Genomic DNA, 23,044 nt, shown 5'->3' on the forward strand with positions numbered 1-23,044 from the left:
TAAAAAAAACTCCTTACTTACCATTTCTCATCTCATCAGCCAGTGCTGCGATGCCTTTTTTAATATCACCGCCAAACTTCGAAGCATAGGCATTCATCTTCACTTTCTCGCTTTCCTCAGTGGTATAGGCCAGATATTCTTCGAGTGACACTTCAACACGGTACACCTTGGATAACATACTGCCCAACGAAATAAATACTTCCTTGTATTTCTTATCGGGATCATTGGCCTTGTTAACCGATAACACCAATGCTTTTTCTTTTTCGGTAAGCCCCAATAGCTCCTGGATCTGGTCAAACTTATTCTGGTATTTGCTCTGATCCAGAAGGATCTTGCAGTCGCTGTTATTGATGATAGCCTGCTTGACTACAGGGGAAGAAATAATATCTTCCACCTCCTGGGTTACCACTATAGCCTCCCCAAAGAACTTACGCACGGTCTTAAATAAATACTTGATGTAATCGGACATACCCTCCTTAGCAATAGCCTTCCAAGCCTCTTCAATTAAGATCATTTTACGAATGCCTTTGAGCTTTCGCATCTTGCTGATAAACACCTCCATGATGATAATGGTCACCACGGGAAAAAGAATTGGATGATCCTTGATATTATCAAGTTCAAACACAAGAAACCTTTCCTGCAGCAGATCCAGATTCTCCGTGGCATTTAAAAGGTAGTCAAACTCTCCTCCTTTGTAATACGGACGCAGTACATAAAGAAAGTTGCTCATATCAAAGTCCTTTTCCTTTACCTTATCATCCGATAAAATCGATACAAAATCCTCTTTCAGGAATTCATAAAAGCTGTCAAAACATGGAAAAATAGCACGGTCAATATCCAGCTTTTCAAAGTATAACTGCAGCGCATTGGACAGCGCCACGTATTCACTCCTGTTAAAAGTTTCATCATCTTTTTTCCACAGTGCTAAAAGAAGGGTCTTAATACTTTCTTTTTTCTCGGTATCCAGCGTATCGCCTTCCGAGATATAAAAAGGATTAAACCGGATCGGGTTCTTTTCATCATAGGTAAAGTAATACCCCTTAACCATATCGCATAAACCTTTGTAACTGTGGCCGACATCTACCAGTACAATATGGGTTCCCTGCTCGTAATAACTTCTGACCATATGATTGGTAAAAAAAGACTTACCGCTTCCAGAAGGACCTAGTATAAACTTATTGCGGTTGGTGCAGATCCCCATCTTTACCGGCTCATCACTGATGTCCACATGAACGGGTTTTCCCGTCAAACGGTCTCCCAGACGAATCCCTACCGGACTCAAAGAAGAACGGTAGCCTGTTTCCATATTCAGAAAACAGACCGCCTGCTCCACGAACGTATCAAAAGTATCATTCATTGGAAAATCAGCGGCATTGCCCGGCATTCCTGCCCAGTAAATCTGGGGCGCCCCGACCGTTTCCTGCTTCCCTGCCGCATCCATCTGTGCCAGTGCCGAGGATACTTTGTTCTTGATATCCTTCAATTCTTCCTTACAGCTGCTCCAGGCCAGCAAATTGAAATGCGCCTTAACAGGCAGGCGCTGCTGGGACACCGCTTCATTGAGAAAATCATTTGTAGCATCCCTGGCGGTTATATTGGCTCTGCTGTAAGCAGACAAGGACTGCAGGCGGAGCCTTTTACTCTCGAGCTTCTGAATGGTCTTCTGCGCATCTTCTATAAAAATATACTGATTGTAAATATGATTACACGATAAGAGCTGTCCGAGTGTGGAAGCAAAACCCACACTGAATTTGGTCTTATCGGTGCAGTAGCGGTCATAATTAATCCTGGAACCGCACAAAGAAGGCAGATCCGCCGCATCTCCCAAAGTAAAAAGCTGGCAGTGTTTATCACCCACTGAAAGTCCTTCGTCAAATTTGATATCCTTAAAAACAAAGGATTCGTCCTTCTCGGAAAGAAAGCAGTACTTTTCAATAAGCCCCATACTTCGGTTCTCACTGGACAGCTGACTGCCCGGCACCCTGGAAAGCTTCACAAAACCACTGTCTTCCATGATTCTTTTAAACTGCCCCGTACAGTCTATAAAGTCCTGCACTAAATTTACTTTTAAAGTCTGTTCAGGCACCAGATTACTTCTAATAAGGCTGGAAAATAACGAGCTGGAATTTTTCCTGCCCGAAGGTTTCTTGGTCAGCATGATATAACAGGAATGCTCCAGAAATGGCCTTTCATTAAAAAACCGCTCACTGCTCCGCGTTAAAAAACTGCTGTCAGCACTTGAAAAATCTGCCTTATACCCTTTTTCTAAAAACCAGTCCTGCTTGTGAAATACACAATGTTTGGGAAGCACTTTTAAAGCCTTGATCCAGCACTGGTGAAAAGCTTCATAATCCTGATCCGACAAGGTAAAAATCTCCGGCAGCTCTGCCTTAAATACCACGGTTATATCTCCCTGCTTCGACACTATACAATCATGCTCCACTGCCATAATCGGCAGTACGTCTTCCATCCTCTTCTCCATCTCCCTCTTTTTAACTAATTAACGCTCTACAGCTATAGCTTTATAAATACAGCCCTGCTGTACACCTTAATGCATTTTGGAAGCTGCTTGAAAGCAAGCGCTTTCATCATGCCATGCTCACCGTACTGATTGCTCATTCGATAGATCTTAAATACCAGAAAACCTCCCGAAGCTCCAATTACAAATACACACAAAAGCGACGGCAGACCGATGATATAGAGCACAGCAAATAGAATTAAAAGCCCTACAACACCGCCGCCTAAATACCAGATATACTGTGCTTTTAACCCCTTGAATTCAATGCTTTGATTAATACCTTTATTAATCGAGTAAACACTTACCATTACACGCCGAAGAACGATTTGATCACCGTAGCCACCACTACTAAAAACACACAGCTTCCAAACCAGGCTGCCGCTACTTTACCCGTATCGGGATCCCCTGCATTCCATTTTTGGTATACTTTAACAGCCCCGATAAGCCCCAGTATAGCTCCCACGGCATACATCAGTTCAGTTCCTGCATCAAAATAACTTCTAACTTTCTGGTTGGCTTCATTAATCCCCGCCACACCATCCTGACTGTAAAGAGCAGTACTAAAAAACAAACCCAGCACTAACGAAGCACCTACTCGCTTTATCCTTCTCCACAAACTCTTTAATTTCCAATTCCATTTTTTCATCTCACATTTTTTTATTAAATTGTTACTTGAATAAAAGCAGAGAAATACCGCTGTTTCAAACTCTATCTCCTTGTCACTTCCGCCATACCGCACTAGACTGAACAGGGGATATTCCTCTGCTTATTTTTTATACTTCTTCCTCCCACAAACTGTCCATCTCCGATAAAGTCAACAGCAGTTCAGGATATTTTGCACTTTCCAAAACCACAAGTGAATTGATTTTACCGCGAAGCGCAGACTGCTTTACAAACGGATATTCCAAAAGGATAAAGCGGATGTAATTCTTGAATGCCGCCTTGGATAATCCTCCAGCATCACTTTCAGTAAATACCGTTAAAAGCTTATCATACAATTCCTCTGCATCTTCCAGAGTACTAAAAGATTCCTTGAATTCAGAAAACGGACCTGACTTCGATTTCAAATCCTTTTCTCCAAAAGACTGTTTCATCTTTCCTTGGAAAATATTCTTAAGATTTCCCAGATAATATTTATAGATTAAAAAGCCGTACCAGACTGCAGCAAAAATTACAACAGCACTTAGGTAACTGCTCCATGAAATATTGGATAGCATAATTTTTAGATTTATTAATTGAACATTAAAAAAGTTTAAAAAAATCATCCTGTACATTTGATTGATTATAGCACAAAGAAACAGCGTATGCGGCCACACTGCAAGTACAACTTTTCCTGTACCCTTTTGTACCTTTGGTACATCTATAAAAAAAGGACGAACAGTAACTGTTCATCCTTAAATCTATAAAGTATAGAAAGCTTATTTATTTATCAATTTGAATCTGCTATGAAATAAATTCCAATCCCAGCTGCTTTCCTGCCTATTTTAGGAACATCCTGCATTTATAAGTGAAGCAGGGGAAAAAAGAAATCCTGCAGAAGGTTTTATAAAGAAGCAGAGATGCTTTTTGGACTTATTACAATCATCCTAACAGCTCTCCAGTTATAAGAAAAAGAAGGAGAACAGTATTGTTCTCCTTCTTTATGGATTATGTTACAGACTGCCTGAAAACAATCCTTACTAAACCTGTTACACGTTATTTTAATCTGCTCAGTGCATCCAGTAAAGGATGTTTTTTAAGAGACACAAATTTCGTGGTATAAATCAATGTTCCCTTATCGTCTGGATAGGTAGTTGTCATTTTCAGTACCCTTCCCTTAAATCTCTGTTCTATAACATCGTAAAAAATGGGAAGCCTGTCTTTTGATGAATACTGCTCCAGCAGTATATCATATTGCTCCCTGTTGTCAGCAGTATAGCTAATGTTTTTCAAATTCTTTCCTTCCCAGAGGGTATCCTTTACTTTAAAATTTTCATTAAAATGCAGATCAGCCCGGAAGTTAGTTCCATATTTCTTCTCGCTGAGACCTTTCCACGGGATTTTTTCGGTCTGCTGTTCCAAATCGCTTCCTATATCTTTAAAAAGCCCTCTATTAAAATCAATAAGATAATACCTATCTACAGACTGCGTGAGGCTGACCTTTCCATTAAAATCGTTTTGATCCAGCCGCATTATCTGCTGAATGGCTAGCTCTCCACTGACAAAAATACTGTCTTCAGGAAACTTAAAAATTCTCTGGCCATTATGCCAGCTTTCAAGAGAAATGACATATGCTCCTTTATTGGTGCTTTCTTGAAACCCTGTCTTAAGAAAAAAAAATGCAGCAATCACAGCGACAGCGGAAAAAATGGAAATTAAAAAAACTTTCATCTTAGTACCCCACACTATAAGTCCCATTTGAATAGACAATTGAATTGATGTTGCCGTTTTTGTTTTTTGCGAGAGGTAATCGACTATTACCTTGCATTAATTCTCCGGCTGTGTAAAACCAAAAATAATTGTTTGTATATACCACATTTCTGCCAGTTTCTGACCATCCTAATCCACCTGAATTACCAGTTAGACCACTGCCGACATGATATGCAGATTGTATATTATAGCTGTAATTATAAGCTCCCAGTGGGCCGTTATTATAAACTGTAAGGTTCTCATAAGACATGATATCAAATAACCCTAATAGATTTTGAGCGAGCGTCCATCTGTAAATAAGCCTTTCAAAACCTCCAATGCCAGTAATCTCTATACTGCCTCCAAAATCCGGACCACCTTCCGGAAACACCCTAACCATCATATATTCTCCTGGAGTATAGTCAGCTGTTTTGGCCGTGATTCGGGAATTCGGCTTAACTTGATGACTGTCTGCTGCATATCCCTCCGGCATCAGATATTTAACATCCAGCGGGTTCTTTTCCAGATGTTCCAAAATTGATTTACGCTCAGCCAGACTCAAACTGTTTTTATCAGGTGTCTTCATAAGCCTGATAATTGCCGCATCAGCAGAAGCCTGCGGCGATTCAGTTTCACTAGTACAGGAAAATAACATTCCTAAAACTAAAATCGAAATAATTCTCTTCATAATGTTTTAAAATTAGTAATTGGTTATTGCAAATTACACTATGTAATTTGTAAGTAAGAGTGTGAAAAATTAAAAATGGGTGGAACAAAAACTCAAAAAAAAAGTCTATTTTGTAAGTTTAATATGTAGTCTTTTAATTACGAGACAGTTATAAAAACGATATTTTTCAATGCATTATGCTGCTTACTGCTTTGCAAAGCAAAAAACAAGCGTAACTAATACACTTTATATGCGCCATACTTGTTAAAATGACCTAAAAAAAATGATGTACTATATTCCAGCTTAAAATTCAGCTGTAAAATAAAAGCCTCTGCAGACAGGTATTGTCCACAGAGGCTTCATTAGGTTAGTAAAATATATTTACCTCGATTTTATAGCCTTAATAAGTCTGGTATTCCTTCTGTCCGCTCTGGAATTCTGCAGAGATACCACAGCCCAGATGGCAGCAGGTATCCAGCCAATAAGTGTGGCCTGCAGGATCAGACACAGCAGGGCTGTCAATATCTTTCCTCTTAAAAGAAAAGACAGCGATGGAAAAAATATTGCAATAAGAGTCATCATAGTTCTTTATTTATAGTTTATCGTTATCCAGTGATCGTACCAGAAACAGCTGGATAGTTTGTCATTCACGAAAGTTTTAATTCCAGTAATTTAAATATTAGACTATCCAAAAGTGTTTTTGTTTCAATCCAAATCAAAAAAAATTACACAAAGTTCAATACGATCGTATTTTTTTAATCATTTTCTCCAGGGTCAGAATAGCCGTGTTCTTGTCGGTTTCCTCCGCATTATAAGACTTACTCCTCACCGACTGATACGACAAATCCCTTTTAAAAGCAGTGGACAGATGAGGTACTATCCTTTGGAAAACAAGACTCATCGATCTGGATTTCACTACGCGCGCCTCATCTGCAGCCCTTAGGATAATTCCGATCTGATCGGCCGACAAATCACACTCGAGTTTATTTTCCACTGTCCCTTTAGAAGCTAAAGCGTCACTGCGCTCCATTTTCTTTTCCAGATACAGCATCTCATATTTAAGCCACTGCTCCAGCACCATTTTAAGATGCTGTGCAGCAGGATTAAAAGTGATCGCATAATTGGAATCAATCTGTCCCAGTTCTTTAGAGTAATAAGACAACGTATTGAATTTCTGCTCCACACCTTCTCCTACATCAAGCTTACTAATGAGCCTTTCTTTGAGCAGGTTTACATACTGGGCGCTGTTAAAATTCAAACTGATAAGCAGGCGGTCAAAAGCGGAAAACACAGCTGAAGCATTTTCTGAATGTTCCAGACTCAGCACACTTTTCAAAAGCATTCTCTCATACCCAAGCTGGCGGAAAGTTACCCTGCTATTGGTATCACAAAGCCCTGCATTAGATAGCTCCTCAATTACAATCCCAAGTACAATCTGGTCCTGCTCGCTCTCACATTTGCTTTTTTTCAATTTTTTCAGTTTGAGTTCAAGCTCATTTCGAGACACCATCAGATAGGTTATCGGAACCCTTTCATCAAGACTTAAATAGTTAGAATAACGATTCTCCAAAAAAGACAGCAGTTCGTCAAGACAGCCGATAATGAGTTCAGCAGTCTCTGCCAGACCTGCAGCCTCAAATGCAGCAGTTTTACGGTTATCCACTACCGCATCCAATAGAAAAATTAAAGAGGAATGGTACTTTCGAATCAGAAGACGGATCTCCCTTTTCTTTCGAAGGGAGAATATTTCATTTTTAATTCGAATCTGAATCCTCCCGGATTCCTTCACTACATTTTCTGAAATAACTGCCAGATCAGTTTCTGACAATTGGCTGATAGCTGTTCTATTGGGATTAAGATGCTCCAATATCAAATTATCCAGCCATTCTAAAGGATAGGTTTTTCTCATCATCATTTTCATATTTTCATGGTAGTTAATAACCGAGGCTAACGATTCTTAAATCTCTGGGCAGTTTTCGAACGATACTCCGAGGGGGTGCAGGACATAGCTTTTTTAAAAAAGATACTGAACGAAGATGAAGAACTAAACTCCAGCTCATCTGCTATTTCAGCAATGGTATAATTAAAATCATCCAGCAGGTTTACAGCCTCCGCCAATACTGCTTCCGTTATAATTTTCTTAGCCGTCTTGCCTGTCACTTCCTTCACCATTCTATTTAAGTACTCAGAATTAACATACAGTACTCCTGCATAAAATTTCACACTATGATGTTTGCGGCAGTGAATGGATAAAATCGTTAAGAACTGCCCTGCCAATTTTTCGGCTTTTGAAATATGGAGCTCAGTGGCAGTAAAATACTTTGTATAAATAAGTTTCAACTCAAAAATCAGTAGATTAGAACTGATACGCCTAAGTTCCATTTCAAAATCACTCGGTCGCTCATTTTTTGCCGCTGCATAAAGCAGCCTGCAGACTAGTGAGAGTACTAAATAATCGCTTTCTTCCAGACTGATCTTTATAGCTTCCTGACCACTCAGATTTAAAAAAGAAGCCATCTCCTGCAAAGGAATACTTATTCTGTCTTTTTCTGAAGAAAACCTAATCAAATAAAACTGCGGCATATCCTGCGAATCCAATTCGACAACATTGCTTTTTTTGTACAGGATTAATAAATCGTGCGCAAATAGATCTTGAACTGCTTCTTTAGTTTGTATTTTTAATCTGCCAGACTTTATCAGTATTACAGCTGAATTACTTACTATAAAAGATTCTTTTTGACTAGATTTCACAATATATTTTTTAATGATATAAACCATTACTCCCATAAAAGGTGGTTCATTCATTTCGCTGTTAATCAAATCTTTCAGCATAACTTCTTATGGTTGAGGGATAGTTTAAAGAAACTGCCAATGCTAGTCATCAAAAAAATTTCGTACTGCGATATAGAATAAACAGTAAAGATTTAAAAGCATAGTGATATAGAGCAGATAGACCATAAACCTGGCATGCCCGCTTCTGGATCCGCTTAACAAAAAATCTTCTATTCCATTCCAGCTAAAAAGTCCTACAATATAATAAAGGCTTAAAAGATTAAAGAGGACAAGCAGTATATATAATATAATCGGCAGTTTCATTTATAAGCTAATCAATGTTAATTAGGTAATAAGCTAGATAAGCCTGTCCAATAATGCGATTATTGAAATAAGGGACACTTCATTAATCTCAAAGAAAGGCTTTGCATTTTTACTCCCTATAAGTATGTCCCAATCCTTATCCTTACGATCTTCTTCAGAATACAGCGAATACCTTGAAATTGAAGCTACTGTCAAAATAGTTTCAGTTTCTTCAGTGTTTAAAACCGCATCATCCAGTACATCTGCTTCATAACCTGTAATATAGTTGTTGGTGATACTGAATTCCTGCTGTCTATTAATTATAAGCTGTTGCAGAAAACTAATAAGTTTATTTTTTGCATAATGCTGCAAAACACTATTCTGGACAATTACGATCATACTGTTATCAGGATCATCCATTATAGCCTCCACCATTTCATCGGTGAAAGGTATTAGCCTGCCTGTTGTACTTCCGCTCTGAAATATATTTTCAGAAACAAATCTAATCTGAGCAGTTAGTTCAGAAACTGAATTAACAGGGTCGTACTTTTTACAGTAAATATCCAGAGCCTCATACAGTTTCTTGCCTTTTAAATCAAATGGGTTAGCTCGATTTGCAGGATACTGATTTTCAACAGCTGTTTGTTCAGCTGTACTTAATAAATTTTCTGCTGTTTCAAAATCTGCATTAGTAGAACATGAAATAAGAAAAACTGATGTGATAATGCATAATAAAATGGTTTTCATGATTAGTGGTTTGAATGTGAACAGGAATTTCTTCCCGAGTCCCTTTCATCCGGATAAGCAGAACTTTTCTCCAGCACCCTGCTGGAGGTTTTTGCTTTTGAATTCATGACAAATCTATCCTGCTTAAAAATCTCCCGCAAGTCTATATCTACGGATTTTCGGCATTTTAAGTACGGATTTTCGAGAAATCCATAGTACATTTCTCATAAAAACAAACTATTTTTCAATCGTTTATGTTATTTTTATATTTATTTAAAGTAAACTAATTCCGAGAATTATCCATTGCGGTTATAGAATTATCCCTGCATAATCTCCCTAACTCCCATACCAATGAAGAGACAAAATTTACTTTTATTATTTCTATTGTTTTATGGCGCAGTCTCGGCACAGAAAAGCACTTACAGCGCGCCCGATTCATTAAAAAATAAAGATTATGACTATCTGGATGATCGATTTTATGAACTTAAAAGAGACAGTTCGCGTGCATCCGTTTATGCATTTACTTTTTTATATAAAGCAAAAAAAGAGCAGAACTGGAAAGAAATCATAAACGGTTACCAAAACCTTATGCTGATCTCACCTGAAAAACTGAGGTTGACTTATACCGACAGCATGATTTATGTCTCGAAGAAATCAAAAGATGATGCACTTATCGGCTCTGCATACCTCAGCAAAGGCACTGCCTATTATGGAATGAAATTGCACCAGCAGGCGATGGATAATTATCTGACTGCAAATAGCTACATATCAAAAACTAAAGATCAATATCTTGTCCATAAAGTAAAATACTGTATAGCACTGACTAAATTCTATATTGGTTTTTATGACGAAGCAGTCTCACTTTTGCAAGAATGTATCGAATACTATAAAGAAAGAAATCCAAGACCTTATCTAAACACGCTTCATTCCCTTGGGCTATGTTACAACAAATTGGGAAATTACGGAAAGTGTACTGAAATAAATGAGCTGGGCTCAGTAGAAAGCAAAAGGCTGAAAATAGAAGAAATGATTCCTTACTTCAATCACTCCGAAGGAATCAATGAGTACTTCAAAAAGAACTACGGGGCATCCATTAAACATATCGAATCGTCAATGGAAACCATTAATAAAAATAATGATTTTGCAAATGAAGCTATTGGATACTTTTATATGGGAAAGAGTTACTGGTCACTGCAGCAAAAGGAAAAAGCTGCGCAATACTTCGTGAAAGTAGATAAAATCTTTAATGATAAAAAATATCTAAGACCAGATTTGAGACAGTCTTTTGAACTCATGATTAGCTATTATAAAACCAAAAAAGATATAGATAAGCAGTTATATTACATTGACCAGCTCTTGAAGGCCGATACACTTCTAAGAGAAACTAATCAATACATCATTGGTAAAATTCACAAACAGTATGATACAAAAGAACTCATACTTGAAAAAGAAAGAATAGCAAAAGAAAATGAGAGCATTACTGCAGAGCTGCTCTGGGAAAAATACTATGACCTTATTTTTGCAGGCATAATTTTGATATTGTTTATTGTCACAGTAACAATTACTTATCGTCACTACAAAACCAGAAAAACATATAGTAAAAACTATCAGATGCTTATGCAAGAGCTTGATACAGCCAAAGGCAGTACTAAAGCCAAAATAAAAAAAGCTCCCCTTAAAAATATAAGTCCAGATACGACCGCCCATTTATTAAAGCATCTGGAAAATTTTGAGAAGGAAAATAGGTTTCTGGAAAAAGACTGGAATCTCACCAGTCTATCCACTGCTTTTAAAACGAATCCAAAATATTTAGCCAGTGTACTAGATCATTCTAGGGACAAAGGTATAACCGAATATATTAACAGCCTTCGGATTGACTACATTTTATATCTGTTACGAAAGGAGTCAAAATTCAGGAATTACACTTATGCAGCACTAGCAGAAGAAGCAGGTTTCAGTACTACAGAGCGCTTTACTAAAGCTTTTTTGGCAAGTACAGGTATATCTCCAACATATTTCATTGAAAAACTCAAAAAAGAAAAACTCTAAATCTCCTATATAATAATGGCCTAGATTCAATTTACTTTTTACTTTTGCGCTGTAATTAAAAAAAACAGAAAACCATGAAAGATCTATTAGCAAAAATTGTTGCTGAAATCGAAACATTCAAAACAGAATCTGAATCATTATCAGAAAAAGGAGTTAAAGCTGCAGGAGCAAGAGCCCGCAAATCATCTTTAGAAATTGAAAAACTTTTAAAAGAGTTTAGAAAAGTTTCGATCGAAGAATCTAAAAAATAGTTTGTTTTTTTAAAAGTCCTTCCAATTTGCGAAGGACTTTTTATTAATATTCTATTTTTAAGATGTCGCTTTTCAAAACTTTATTAACAGATTAAAACTTTTTATATTTTTACAGGAAATTCGTAAAAAAACAATATGCAAAGAAAATTACTCTTTCAAGTTATAACTATCATTATAATCCTGACCAATTATAGCATCTCATCTGCTCAATGCTTTCAAGGAATAAGTGCAGGATATAATCATACCATCGCTTTAAAAGCAGATAATACAATTTGGGCATGGGGAGCAAATGTCTATGGAAATGTCGGTGACGGCACTACAATTGAAAAAAATAAACCGATACAAATTGGCAGTGATGCAAATTGGATTAGTATTACCTGTGGATGGTACAATACTCTTGCAATAAAATCAGATGGTACGTTATGGGGCTGGGGAGATAACTATTTAGGCCAGCTGGGCGATGGAACATATACCACTAGAATTTTACCGACCCAGATTACAAAAGATAGCGACTGGTCTAAAGTCAGCACACAGCAAAGACATACAATCGCGATAAAAAACAATGGAACATTGTGGGGATGGGGCCAAAACTATAACGGACAATTAGGAAACGGAACCCGAGATGATGAGAAAGTACCTATTCGAATAGGTTCAGCAGCGAACTGGTCTAAAATCAGCGCCGGTTATGAATCTTCTTTTGCTATTAAAATAGATGGAACACTTTGGGCCTGGGGCGGAAATGGTAATGGTCAATTGGGAGACCGCACCAATACCTTCAAAAAAGTACCAACTCAAATAGGTACAGATACTGACTGGAATATAATAGATGCTGGCTATGCTCATACACTAGCTATAAAATTAGATGGTACATTATGGAGCTGGGGGTTTAATCAAACAGGACAGCTTGGCAATGGAAGCACTAGTCTTGGAACTAATAGGCCTACAAAAATTGGTATTGCAAACGATTGGAGTAAAATTAGCGGAGGCTGGTCTCATAGTCTTGGAATAAAAAATGACGGAACTCTTTGGGCATGGGGACTAAACAGCAGCGGTCAGCTGGGAGACGGAACAAATAGCGACAAAAACCGCCCCATACAAATTGGAACGGAGAGGGACTGGGAAGAAATTAATGCAGGATGTTATTACAGTACAGCCAGAAAAAAGGATGGATCTCTTTGGGCATGGGGGCTTAATAAAAACGGGCAGCTTGGTGATGGCACCGCACTTAATAAAAACATACCGACGCTAATTAGCTGTCCCGTAACATTATCCGTTCCCTCCTACATTATTAAAAATAATGAAAGTATCAAATTGTATCCTAATCCTACTCCTGATAATTTAAATATTGATTCACAATATAGTATAATACAGACCGTGCTTTTTGATTCTAATGGCAAGATGATTAAAACAGAATCGCAGAACGCTCTTAAAGCGACTCTTAAACTTGAAGATCTCCCTACAGGAATCTACTTCCTAAAAGTCACAACCGATTTTGCATCTACTAGCCATAAAGTAATAAAAGAATAATCTAAAATAATTAAACTAAAGAATTTGTTTGCCTGTGTGATGAGGCATTTCAACTTAATTTGCAATTAAAAACTTGTAGAAGAGTAAAAAGCTCTAAAGAATCTAAAATAAATTTTATACCTAACATTACAATAGAATGATATTTTTTAAATAATTTTTATTGACCTATTAACTTAAAAAAATCTGAAAGCTTGACATTCTTTGCCTCACATATTTTATTTAATGTATTCACTGGAATATTATAGTTAACGTTTTCCCTATTAAGAGCAGTATTCTTTATTTTTCTTACAATACTTTCTTCTATCCCGTGATCTAAACCGAAGGCGCGCTGAGACTTATAAGATTCAATCCAGTTCTTATATATATAATTACATATTATTTTATTAGCATCGGTCATTATCGCAAAGAAAAGGCAATGCAAAAAAAATAATGCGCACGAAAATACGCGTTTTAATTTTTTTTGTTATATTTGTAATGAAATACATATTTTTGCGATACTTCATGAAAAATATTTGAAGCATTCGCTTTGAAACTTGCATTAAAAAACTGGAAAATTTTTAAGCGCGCAAGATGATAAGTGCCAATGCTCACGCCATATAAATATTGGCGTGGGCTCACTTGTTTGCGCGCGGGTCATTCCAGTACCTTTAATGCATTATGAGTCGAGAACAACCCACGCCATATATTTTTTCTACTCTTCTTTTCTTAGCAATTCTTCTTTATTTCTAATTTTCGTAGTCATCGTTTTTAAACCATGAAATATTACTGCCTGTGAAGTAAATTATTAAATATCTTTTTAAGCACAAAAAAGCCCTCTACCTCGTCGCCAAACTAGTATAGAGAGCCTTTAGCCAATTAAATTCCATTTAACTAACCAATCCCAATATTATGAATTATTTTTCATTTTACAAGGATGGAAAAGCTCTTTATTGCCTAATTTTTACAGGCATCCTGCTGTCTTTTTCACCTTTATCAGCCAAAAACTCCAAACGGATTTTCAAAACTTTTTTAAAACAGCATCAGATTCAGGGAACTGTCACTGATGGTAATTCGCCATTGCCTGGTGTTTCAATTACTGTAAAAAGCAGAACCAATTCTTCTGCAGTAACAGACTACAACGGGCAGTTCTCCCTCACTGCTAATTCCAACGATACGCTTGTCGTTTCGTTTATCGGATTTAAAAAAGCCGTGGTTCCTTTATTAGGAAAAACTAAAATTAACATTGTACTTCAGTATGATACTACAACTCTTCAGGAAGTACAGATAAATGCAGGATACTATTCGGTAAAAGAGAAAGCGCGTACCGGAAGCATTTCAAAGATCACCTCAAAGGATATAGAAAAACAGCCGGTCGGAAATGTTCTTGCGGTTATGCAGGGACGTATGGCAGGTGTTGAGATCATTCAGGACAGCGGATCTCCAGGCGGTGCTTTCCAAATCAAAATCAGAGGGCAGAACAGTCTTCGTACTGATGCCAATCAGCCGCTTTATATTATAGATGGTGTTCCTTATTCGACAGAGACTATCGGTTCCACTTTAACATCGGGAACCTTACCCACTATGACCAGTCCGCTGAATTCTATAAGCCCATCCGAAATTGAAAGCATTGAAGTTTTAAAAGACGCAGATGCAACAGCTATTTATGGCTCAAGAGGTGCTAACGGAGTAGTATTGATTACAACAAAAAAAGGAAAATCAGGCAAAACAAAGTTTAATATTAACTCTTCTACATCAATTGGTCATGCAACAAAGATGATTTCCCTGATGGACACCGCGCAGTATCTTGACATGCGAAAACAGGCGTTTGTAAATGACGGCATTACAATTTATCCTGCCAATGCATATGATGTCAACGGCACCTGGGATCAAAACCGTTACACTGACTGGCAGAAAGAGCTTATTGGGGGAACAGCACAAATCCTAAACCTTGAGGCTTCAGTTTCTGGAGGCACAGTCAAAACACAATATCTTTTAAGCGGTAACAGCCGAAGCGAAACTACTGTAGTTCCAGGTGATTTCAAATACAACAGAAGCACTGCCCATTTCAGTTTTAATCATATCTCGGAAGATGATAAATTCAGACTTAATTTTTCAGCAGTATATACCACACAGAGAAACTTTCAGCCCGGAACCGATCTTACACGAATTTCACGCCTTCTGGCTCCTAACGCTCCCGCTCTATATGATGCAGATGGAAACCTGAACTGGGAAAAGAACAGCTGGCAGAATCCTTTGGCTGCAAATGAATCTGAATTCAAAACCAAAATAAATGATTTGAATGCCAATGCACTGCTTTCCTATAACATTACTCCCGGCCTGCAGCTAAAATCAAGTTTCGGATATACCGACCTGCGTAATTATGAAACCATAACCCTGCCCTCAACAATGAATAACCCGTCATTAGGACTTGGCAGTGAAAGTTCTTCCATATACACCAATCTAACACTTAGAAGTTCGTGGATTATAGAACCCCAGCTAAACTGGAGTTTTACTATCGGAAAGGGAAAATTTGAAACATTGGCGGGCGGTACTTTTCAAAATCAGACTACTGACAGATTATTTCAGTCTGGGTTCGGATTTTCCAGTAACATTCTTATCAATGACCTGGCATCAGCGTCAGTAAAAGTTGTCGATTACAGCGATGTAACCATTTACAAGTATCAGGCTTTTTTCGGCAGGATCAATTACAATTATAACGACCGCTATATTATAAATGTTACTGCGAGAAGAGACGGTTCCAGCCGTTTTGGGCCAGGAAAGCAGTTTGCTGCTTTTGGTGCCGTCGGCGCTGCATGGGTATTCTCTGAAGAAACCTTTCTAAAAAACAATTCTTTATTAAGTTTTGGAAAATTAAGATTCAGTTACGGTATTACAGGCAACGACCAGATTGGTGACTACCAGTTTCTGGATACGTATGTTTCTTCTGCAAATCTTTATCAAGGAATTACAGGACTTCGCCCCACCCGTCTTTTCAATCCTGATTTCGGCTGGGAAACTAACAGAAAATTCGAAACAGCCGTTGAAATTGGCATACTGAAAGATCGGATTTTTGCTACAGGCGCTTTCTACTTGAATTCATCCTCCAATCAGCTGGTGGGTATACCGCTGCCTGGAACAGCCGGATTTACAACCCTCACTTCTAATCTGGATGCCGCGGTTCAGAACACTGGACTCGAATTTACCCTCAGAACAGTTAACTTGCAGCGCAATAATCTGGAATGGACATCCAGTTTTAATATTTCCGCTAATAGAAATAAACTTGTTTCTTACCCTGGACTTGAAATTTCATCCAACGCAAACCGCTATCTGGTAGGTGAATCGATAAAAATTACCAAACTGTACCGATTTACAGGCATCGATCCTCAGACAAATGCCTACACTTATCTGGATTTCAATAAGGACGGACAGTTCACAATTGCGGATAGGATGGATCTCGTGGATTTAAATCCTAAATATTTCGGAGGATTGCAGAACCAGCTGACCTACAAAAACCTGCAGCTTGATTTCCTTTTTCAGTTTGTCAGCCAGAAATCATTTTCATACACCCCAGCCACTCCTGGTACAATGTTCAATCAGCCGGCCGATTTAAATTATTTCTGGCAGCAGCCAGATAATACGGCGGGTTACCAGAATCTGACCACCGGAAGAAACAGTGTACTGAACACAGCATATTCCCGCTTCACCACTAGTGATGCAGCGGTGGAAGATGCTTCTTATATCAGACTTAAAAGCATCTCATTAACCTATAAGGTTCCGCAGGTTTTTTCTAAAGATGTGAAATGTGTCCTATATCTTCAGGGGCAAAACCTGCTCACCTTTTCCAAATTTAAGGGCGGAGATCCAGAATACAAGTTTGCAGGATACCTCCCTCCATTAAAAACTTATACCGCAGGAATACAATTAACATTTTAAAAGATAAGCAATGAAAAATATAATCCGAACTTTTATGGTCTGCTGTTTCACATTTATACTGCTGAACTGCGATAATTTCGTTGATGTAGAACTGCCTTCTTCGCAGCTTACAGGGGTGAAAGTCTTTGAGAACATTAAGACTGCCGAGGCAGCTATGGTCGATATTTATTCCAAAATGCGGGACACTGGCATGTTCTGCGGACTGTCATCAGGCCTGTCTGTCAATATGGGACTTTATGCCGATGAGCTCACTAACTATACTACTGCTGTAGAAACGGGAGCTATTTATGCCAATGACATGCTTCCCACAGCTGGAGCAACAAGCACATTCTGGAATGACAGTTATCATCAGATTTACTGCAGCAATGCCGTTATTGAAGGACTTGAGAAGTCTATGGGAATCCCTGAAAAAGAAAGTGGCAGATTAACTGGAGAAGCACTTTTTACACGCGCTTTAATCCACTTTTATCTAGTTAATATTTTTGGTGACATCCCTTATATTACTGTGACAGATTATGAGAAAAATAAACGTGCAGAAAGAACCGCTTCAGAAATTGTTTATACAAATATTATTAAAGATCTGGTCAAAGCTGTATCGCTGCTTCCGGCAGATTATATCTCTGCAGATCGTGTCCGTCCTAATAAAGCTGCCGCCCAGGCTCTGCTTTCCAGAGTTTATCTTTACCATGGAGACTGGGCAGAGGCATCCAATGCAGCATCAGCTGTTTTGAACAATCCGCTGTATGTATGGGAAAGCAATCTCGATCTTGTATTTTTAAAAGGAAGCCCTTCCACTATCTGGCAGCTCATGCCGAGAAGAACAGGGAACAATACCGATGAAGGCATAAGTTTTATATTTAATTCGGGACCTCCTGCAACCAGAACACTTAGCACTCAGCTGCTCAATGCATTTGAAATAGGTGATCTCCGAAAGACAAAATGGACGAGAACAATCAGCTCCGCTTCAAGTTCATGGACGCACGCCTATAAATATAAAAAAAACAGCAATACAGGAAACAGTGTAGAATATTCAATCGTTCTAAGAACTGCCGAACAGTATCTCATCCGCTCTGAAGCTAGATCTAGACAGGGAGATTTAATAGGAGCCAAAGAAGATTTAAACAAGATTAGAAATACTGCGGGACTTGGTGATACTCCTGCAACCGATAAAGAAGCTATAATAAAAGCAGTCCTCAATGAAAGACGTGTTGAATTTTTTACCGAATACGGGCATAGATTCTTTGATCTTAAACGCACTGGAAATCTAGATGCTGTTTTAGCAGTTTCTAAATCAGGATGGAATTCTACAGACAGCTTGTGGCCGATTCCCGAAAAGGAGCTTTTATCAAATCCTTTTCTGAAACCGCAGAATCCTGGCTATTAAAAAAATGAAAAAGTATATAAAATTTGTTTGCAGCAACATTTCTGTAATCATGTTTGGATTAGTAACCTGTCCCGCTCTGGGGCAGGATCTAATTCAAAGACAGCTTACCAAAGAAGATTATAAATTATGGAGCAGGCTTCAGTCTGACAAAATCTCCAGCCAAGGCAAATGGGTTAGTTACTATCTCAAGTATGAATCCCGCTATGACACTCTTTTCGTTAGAAGTACTAATTCGGATATCTCATATTTTTTTCCTGAATTTTATGACGGCAGATTCGCAAATGATGAATTTTTCGCCTGCCTGAATAAGAACAAAGAACTGCAACTATTGAATCTTGTTGACGGAAACAGCCGTAATCTTTCTGGTGTAAAAAAATTTGGTTTTGATTCACATGGGAAATTTTTAATTACACTGGAATACCTTACCGATAAGTCTTCAGCTCTGTGTATCCGTACAAATGCAGGAAAACTCCTGAAACAAATTGAAAATATTATCGATTATCAAATAAGTCCGAATGGAAGAACAGTACTGTACGCAGTACGGAGGAATAAGCTCTCAAGCCTAGGACTTATTCAATTATCTCCTAAATTAGGTGTGGAAAAAATAATCACAGCTGATGTTACCGCAATTAAAAGTTTCACGTGGTCAAAGGATGGAAATGCCTTGGCATTTTATACAATTGACAAAAGCAACACAGCTGTCTGCTTTTATAGTGTCTTTGAAGCAAAATCTTTCTTTTTGACAAATCTGCCTCAAGCCAGTTTTGAGAATAAAAAAATATATGAAGATAACATCCTTCCTTTAAAAATCTCAGATGATAATTCAGCTGTATTTTTCAGCTGTAAAGACACCCTACCTAAAAAAGTAAAAACTGATATTGCAGAAATATGGAAAACCGATGATAAATACCTTTTTCCAGAAATTGTACTTGCACAAAACTTTAAAAAGTCTTCTCTAGCCGTATGGCAGCCTCACACCAAATACGTAAATTTATTAAGCACTGAAAAATTACATTGGATTGCTTTAACTGGTGCACAGAAATTCGCCGTAGTGGCAGATCCTACCCAGTACGAACCACAGTTTGACCTGAATGCTCCGATGGATTATTATCTTATGAGCACAGCTGGCGGAAAAAAGGAATTACTGGCTTCTAAGCAGTCGGGCCTATCTTATCATATGAATTTTTCGCCCTGCGGGCGTTATATCTGTTATTACAATAACAGCAGCTGGATACTTTACGACATTAAGGAAAAAAAACACACTAATATAACAGCAGGAATTAATAGTAATTTTCAAAGCATAATTGAAGAAAGCTCAAACAGAAAAATAATACCATATCTTTTTCAAGGCTGGTCTGAAGATGTTAAATCAGTATTGCTTTGCGACCAATATGATATCTGGCAGATCAATCTCGATGGAAAACCAGCAGTCAGACTTACAAATGGAAGAGAAAAACAAATTAGATACCGTCTAGTTTCAGCGACAAAAAAGAACTCAGATAGAACAAATTACTATGGATCAAACAGTGACGTTTATGATACAAGGAGTAAGATAATTTTAGAAGTTTATGATACTAAAAGCGGGAGTTCAGGTTATGGTGTTCTTGATAAAAAAAGAATCAAACTGCTGTATTTTAATAATGAGAAAATCAGCCGCATCATTAAGTCCGCAGAGAATGATTCTTATATTTTCGAGTCCGAAAAATTTAATCAGCCTCCAAGAATTATATTCAAAAAGGCAGATAGTAGCGAGCCCTCCGTCTTATTTCACAGTAATGAGCAACAAAAACATTTTTATTGGGGAAGTTCGGAATTTATTACTTTTGAAAATTCAAAGAAACAATCGGTTAAAGGCGCATTATTTTATCCTGCTCAATATAATCCGTCGATCAAGTATCCTATGATCGTATATATTTACGATAAGCTGGCACAGAAAGTTCATACCTATGAGAATCCGAGTTTCAAAAGCGGTTTTGGATTTAATATCACGCACTTCACGGCAAACGGTTATTTTGTGCTACTTCCCGATATAGAATATGAAATAGGCAATCCCGGCTTATCCGCTTCAGACTGCGTAGAAAGTGCCGTAAAAAGCATTAATCAAAGAAGATTAACCGATCCTAAAAAAATTGGATTAATCGGACATTCCTTCGGCAGCTACGAATCCAATTGCATTTTAACCGAAAGTGGTATTTTTGCCGCTGCGGTAAGCGGCGCAGGGATTTCGGATAACATCAGGGGCTATTTTACCGTAAACAGCGAGTTTAATAATGCAGAGGCGTGGAGATTTGAAAACCAGCAGTACAGGATGGGAAGTTCATTATATGAGAATAAGGAGGCTTACATCAGAAATTCTCCTCTTCTCAATGCCGAGAAAGTTAATACTCCCATTTTACTCTGGACAGGTAAAAATGACAACAATGTACAGCCTGAACAGTCGACAGCTTTTTTTCTTGCCCTTAGGCGGTTAAATAAAAAAGCCATCATGCTGCAGTATCCAGAAGAAGGTCATATTATAACATCCCCCGCTGCACAGCAAGATCTAAACCATAAAATTATGCAATGGTTTGATTATTATTTAAAAGGAGATAAAGCAGATGACTGGATGTTTATTACTGATAAAGAAAAAACTAGTTTTATGCATCAATAAAATAATATGCGGCCTACAAGGCCGCATACTTTAAAATGATTGAATTAATCAGGTTTATACAGTGTAATACTGCATTGATCCTGCGAATTTAGACGAAAAACTTGATTGTTTTGATCGTCCATACATAGATGCCCATTATTAAAAGTGGTACAATCAACTGGAACTTCCTCACAGTCTGAGGACGAATTATTAATTTTAATTCTCTCAATAGTTACTGCTCTTTTTAAAGCAGCATCTTTATCTGACTGGGTGCTTATTGCACCTGCGCTGGCAAGTACAAATACTGCCGCAGGCAGAATCATTTTTGCAATTGTATTCATAATAAAATAGTTTTAGGTTTGATCTACTCTTTTATACAGGTTTTCAATCGTTAGCCCTGCTATCGGCCAATAGGCTATTATGGTTTAAGTTTAAGTTTAAGATTTCTATCGAGTTTATAGCGGTACAGTGTCATGCCCGCAATTACATATACATTGTTTCCTTCGACCAGCATATCACTCATCTTAGAGCCGTCCTGGTCATAGATATAAAAACTGGAGACATATGATTTTTCTTTAAGATTATAAACATCTACTATAGATGCAATATCCCACATTTCTTCCGCTTCATACCTCCCCATGAGAGATGAGTTAACAAAAAGCTGATTACCTCTTACTGCAAAGATTCTATTACCGGCAGTTACTGCTGAGGCGAGTTTACGTACTCCAGTTTTTTTAATCAGAACAGGTTTTACAGCAGCCTTTGAAATTGTATCAATAGTTTTTCCCCTGAAACGTAAACTGAGATCAGAATCTGTAACTATAAATTCATTGCGGTAGTAGTAGACATAAACAAATGTACCGCTCTGCGCACTATAGCCCATCATACCATCAGTGTCAAAAAAACCGTCAATCTGTTTCTGCAGCAGATCAGTGTGAAGCATGCGCTCCATGCCTTTTTGACGGAACGAAAACAGTCCAAGCTCGTTCTCACCTGATTGTCTTAGCTGTGTCCTGAAAGCTATGCTGGATGAGTCAATTACTGCAGCTTTGGAAAAGTAATAACCGTTATCTTTCATTACTGGTTCTGCTTTCCAATCTGCTATTTTACCTCTGTAGATTATCGGTACTGTACCGTCCATAACAAAGAAGTAAGGAGCAGCTATCTTTACCTGAACCGACTGGAATCGTATGTTGCTGCTTTCCAGCTGGATCTTAATTTCCTTTCTGTTTTTCAGTGCTGAATCATAAGAAAACAGATGCAGTGGAGCAAGACGGTCTCCAATGTAAATGTTCCCTCCGCTGCTACCTGCAAAGTATAGCGTATTATTATGGAGCTTTGCTTCATTTACCTTATCACAGGATCTGTTTACAAATCTTCGTATAAAGGGATTTTCTTTATAAATCAAATAATCAGAAGACCATTTCATCACGGATAGCACTACAGCCACAGTACAAAAGATCACCAGCAGTTCTAAACTTGTCTTTTTTAAATCGCTACGATGCAGCAGTAATCCAGCAGCTGCTACTACAACGCACATAATGTTAAACACTAGATGTTCTTTCCATCCCATCTTTTCTAGAATACCGCCACAGGAGCATGGAATGCTAGGACTAAAATTTAGAATAATAAAAATATAGACCGTAAAAGATGCCATTAATATAAAAGCAAAAATTAAAGCCACCGACCTGTATTTTGGAATAACGAGTAGAACAGCAACTGCAAGTTCCGCTGTTAAAATTCCGTATGATACCAGTCCCGCATAAGCCCCTATAATGACAGACTGTCCAAGCTGCGCCTGAAAATTATCAAACTCCAGTATTTTACTTACCGCCGCGTAAACAAACAGTGAAGCAAAAAAATAACATATTACTTCGATGATTATTTTTCTTATACTTGTACTCCACTTCATAGTCTT

The 23,044-nt window shown here is 37.9% G+C and carries 18 protein-coding genes and 1 pseudogene; 7 read left to right on the forward strand and 12 right to left on the reverse strand.

Features of this window, described 5'->3' with window-relative positions; genetic code table 11:
* Window positions 1-13 precede the first annotated feature (13 nt).
* From BSF42_RS18620 to BSF42_RS18665, 10 genes are all read right to left on the reverse strand, one after another.
* A complete protein-coding gene (locus BSF42_RS18620; protein ID WP_095954608.1) occupies window positions 14-2,482 on the reverse strand; it encodes a TraG family conjugative transposon ATPase in 2,469 nt (822 codons plus the stop codon).
* A 32-nt stretch (window positions 2,483-2,514) separates the two neighbouring features.
* Entirely contained in the window at window positions 2,515-2,826 is a 312-nt protein-coding gene (locus tag BSF42_RS18625; RefSeq protein WP_095954609.1) for a DUF4133 domain-containing protein, read from the reverse strand.
* The gene (locus tag BSF42_RS18630; protein WP_095954610.1) at window positions 2,826-3,164 is read right to left on the reverse strand and encodes a DUF4134 domain-containing protein; all 339 of its coding nucleotides are present in this window, start codon (window positions 3,162-3,164) and stop codon (window positions 2,826-2,828) included. Before BSF42_RS18630 ends, BSF42_RS18625 begins: the two co-directional genes overlap by 1 nt.
* 127 nt (window positions 3,165-3,291) lie before the next feature.
* Window positions 3,292-3,735, reverse strand: coding sequence for a hypothetical protein (locus BSF42_RS18635; protein WP_141248481.1), 444 nt, complete (start codon window positions 3,733-3,735; stop codon window positions 3,292-3,294).
* A 478-nt stretch (window positions 3,736-4,213) separates the two neighbouring features.
* Window positions 4,214-4,915, reverse strand: coding sequence for a hypothetical protein (locus tag BSF42_RS18640; protein ID WP_141248482.1), 702 nt, complete (start codon window positions 4,913-4,915; stop codon window positions 4,214-4,216).
* Window positions 4,890-5,594 (reverse strand): hypothetical protein, encoded by a 705-nt coding sequence (locus BSF42_RS18645; protein ID WP_095954613.1) that lies wholly within the window; start codon window positions 5,592-5,594, stop codon window positions 4,890-4,892. The genes BSF42_RS18640 and BSF42_RS18645 overlap by 26 nt, the downstream gene beginning before the upstream one ends.
* A 360-nt stretch (window positions 5,595-5,954) precedes the next feature.
* Window positions 5,955-6,155 carry a YqaE/Pmp3 family membrane protein gene (locus tag BSF42_RS18650; protein ID WP_216360291.1) on the reverse strand — a complete coding sequence of 67 codons (201 nt, stop codon included), beginning with the start codon at window positions 6,153-6,155 and terminating at the stop codon, window positions 5,955-5,957.
* A 154-nt stretch (window positions 6,156-6,309) separates the two neighbouring features.
* The gene (locus tag BSF42_RS18655; protein WP_141248483.1) at window positions 6,310-7,488 is read right to left on the reverse strand and encodes a hypothetical protein; all 1,179 of its coding nucleotides are present in this window, start codon (window positions 7,486-7,488) and stop codon (window positions 6,310-6,312) included.
* Window positions 7,489-7,520: 32 nt separating this feature from the next.
* Window positions 7,521-8,405, reverse strand: coding sequence for an AraC family transcriptional regulator (locus BSF42_RS18660; RefSeq protein ID WP_095954615.1), 885 nt, complete (start codon window positions 8,403-8,405; stop codon window positions 7,521-7,523).
* 297 nt (window positions 8,406-8,702) lie between these two features.
* The gene (locus BSF42_RS18665; RefSeq protein WP_095954616.1) at window positions 8,703-9,395 is read right to left on the reverse strand and encodes a hypothetical protein; all 693 of its coding nucleotides are present in this window, start codon (window positions 9,393-9,395) and stop codon (window positions 8,703-8,705) included.
* Between the two features lie 330 nt (window positions 9,396-9,725).
* On the opposite strand from BSF42_RS18665, the gene BSF42_RS18670 reads away from it, so the two are divergent.
* The 7 genes and pseudogenes from BSF42_RS18670 to BSF42_RS18700 all read left to right on the forward strand — a co-directional run bounded on the left by BSF42_RS18670 (window position 9,726) and on the right by BSF42_RS18700 (window position 21,147).
* A complete protein-coding gene (locus tag BSF42_RS18670; RefSeq protein ID WP_095954617.1) occupies window positions 9,726-11,423 on the forward strand; it encodes a helix-turn-helix domain-containing protein in 1,698 nt (565 codons plus the stop codon).
* A 74-nt stretch (window positions 11,424-11,497) separates the two neighbouring features.
* Window positions 11,498-11,674, forward strand: coding sequence for a histone H1 (locus BSF42_RS18675; RefSeq protein WP_095954618.1), 177 nt, complete (start codon window positions 11,498-11,500; stop codon window positions 11,672-11,674).
* Between the two features lie 135 nt (window positions 11,675-11,809).
* Window positions 11,810-13,201 (forward strand): T9SS type A sorting domain-containing protein, encoded by a 1,392-nt coding sequence (locus BSF42_RS18680; protein ID WP_095954619.1) that lies wholly within the window; start codon window positions 11,810-11,812, stop codon window positions 13,199-13,201.
* Between the two features lie 967 nt (window positions 13,202-14,168).
* A pseudogene (locus tag BSF42_RS22855) lies at window positions 14,169-14,213 on the forward strand (hypothetical protein); the annotation flags it as partial.
* An 11-nt stretch (window positions 14,214-14,224) separates the two neighbouring features.
* Entirely contained in the window at window positions 14,225-17,113 is a 2,889-nt protein-coding gene (locus tag BSF42_RS18690; RefSeq protein WP_371616244.1) for a SusC/RagA family TonB-linked outer membrane protein, read from the forward strand.
* A gap of 10 nt (window positions 17,114-17,123) precedes the next feature.
* Window positions 17,124-18,497, forward strand: a complete 1,374-nt coding sequence (locus BSF42_RS18695; protein ID WP_095954622.1) for a RagB/SusD family nutrient uptake outer membrane protein — start codon at window positions 17,124-17,126, stop codon at window positions 18,495-18,497.
* Between the two features lie 4 nt (window positions 18,498-18,501).
* Window positions 18,502-21,147 (forward strand): prolyl oligopeptidase family serine peptidase, encoded by a 2,646-nt coding sequence (locus BSF42_RS18700; protein WP_095954623.1) that lies wholly within the window; start codon window positions 18,502-18,504, stop codon window positions 21,145-21,147.
* Window positions 21,148-21,191: 44 nt separating this feature from the next.
* On the opposite strand, the gene BSF42_RS18705 is transcribed toward BSF42_RS18700, so the two are convergent.
* Both BSF42_RS18705 and BSF42_RS18710 read right to left on the reverse strand, forming a co-directional pair.
* Complete coding sequence (locus BSF42_RS18705; RefSeq protein WP_095954624.1) at window positions 21,192-21,467, reverse strand: DUF6520 family protein; 276 nt, start codon at window positions 21,465-21,467, stop codon at window positions 21,192-21,194.
* A gap of 77 nt (window positions 21,468-21,544) precedes the next feature.
* Window positions 21,545-23,038: a DoxX family protein gene (locus BSF42_RS18710; RefSeq protein WP_095954625.1), complete on the reverse strand. Its 1,494-nt coding sequence runs from the start codon at window positions 23,036-23,038 to the stop codon at window positions 21,545-21,547.
* Window positions 23,039-23,044 lie beyond the last annotated feature (6 nt).

It is taken from the genome of Flavobacterium sp. ACN6, from assembly GCF_002304005.1.
Lineage (GTDB): Bacteria > Bacteroidota > Bacteroidia > Flavobacteriales > Flavobacteriaceae > Flavobacterium.

Excerpts from the sequence above, each read along its gene's own strand:
- BSF42_RS18620 (WP_095954608.1), bottom strand. The coding sequence starts at position 2,482 with ATGGAGAAGAGGATGGAAGACGTACTGCCGATTATGGCAGTGGAGCAT.
- BSF42_RS18625 (WP_095954609.1), bottom strand. The coding sequence starts at position 2,826 with ATGGTAAGTGTTTACTCGATTAATAAAGGTATTAATCAAAGCATTGAA.
- BSF42_RS18630 (WP_095954610.1), bottom strand. The coding sequence starts at position 3,164 with ATGAAAAAATGGAATTGGAAATTAAAGAGTTTGTGGAGAAGGATAAAG.
- BSF42_RS18635 (WP_141248481.1), bottom strand. The coding sequence starts at position 3,735 with ATGCTATCCAATATTTCATGGAGCAGTTACCTAAGTGCTGTTGTAATT.
- BSF42_RS18640 (WP_141248482.1), bottom strand. The coding sequence starts at position 4,915 with ATGGGACTTATAGTGTGGGGTACTAAGATGAAAGTTTTTTTAATTTCC.
- BSF42_RS18645 (WP_095954613.1), bottom strand. The coding sequence starts at position 5,594 with ATGAAGAGAATTATTTCGATTTTAGTTTTAGGAATGTTATTTTCCTGT.
- BSF42_RS18650 (WP_216360291.1), bottom strand. The coding sequence starts at position 6,155 with ATGATGACTCTTATTGCAATATTTTTTCCATCGCTGTCTTTTCTTTTA.
- BSF42_RS18655 (WP_141248483.1), bottom strand. The coding sequence starts at position 7,488 with ATGATGATGAGAAAAACCTATCCTTTAGAATGGCTGGATAATTTGATA.
- BSF42_RS18660 (WP_095954615.1), bottom strand. The coding sequence starts at position 8,405 with ATGCTGAAAGATTTGATTAACAGCGAAATGAATGAACCACCTTTTATG.
- BSF42_RS18665 (WP_095954616.1), bottom strand. The coding sequence starts at position 9,395 with ATGAAAACCATTTTATTATGCATTATCACATCAGTTTTTCTTATTTCA.
- BSF42_RS18670 (WP_095954617.1), top strand. The coding sequence starts at position 9,726 with ATGAAGAGACAAAATTTACTTTTATTATTTCTATTGTTTTATGGCGCA.
- BSF42_RS18675 (WP_095954618.1), top strand. The coding sequence starts at position 11,498 with ATGAAAGATCTATTAGCAAAAATTGTTGCTGAAATCGAAACATTCAAA.
- BSF42_RS18680 (WP_095954619.1), top strand. The coding sequence starts at position 11,810 with ATGCAAAGAAAATTACTCTTTCAAGTTATAACTATCATTATAATCCTG.
- BSF42_RS18695 (WP_095954622.1), top strand. The coding sequence starts at position 17,124 with ATGAAAAATATAATCCGAACTTTTATGGTCTGCTGTTTCACATTTATA.
- BSF42_RS18700 (WP_095954623.1), top strand. The coding sequence starts at position 18,502 with ATGAAAAAGTATATAAAATTTGTTTGCAGCAACATTTCTGTAATCATG.
- BSF42_RS18705 (WP_095954624.1), bottom strand. The coding sequence starts at position 21,467 with ATGAATACAATTGCAAAAATGATTCTGCCTGCGGCAGTATTTGTACTT.
- BSF42_RS18710 (WP_095954625.1), bottom strand. The coding sequence starts at position 23,038 with ATGAAGTGGAGTACAAGTATAAGAAAAATAATCATCGAAGTAATATGT.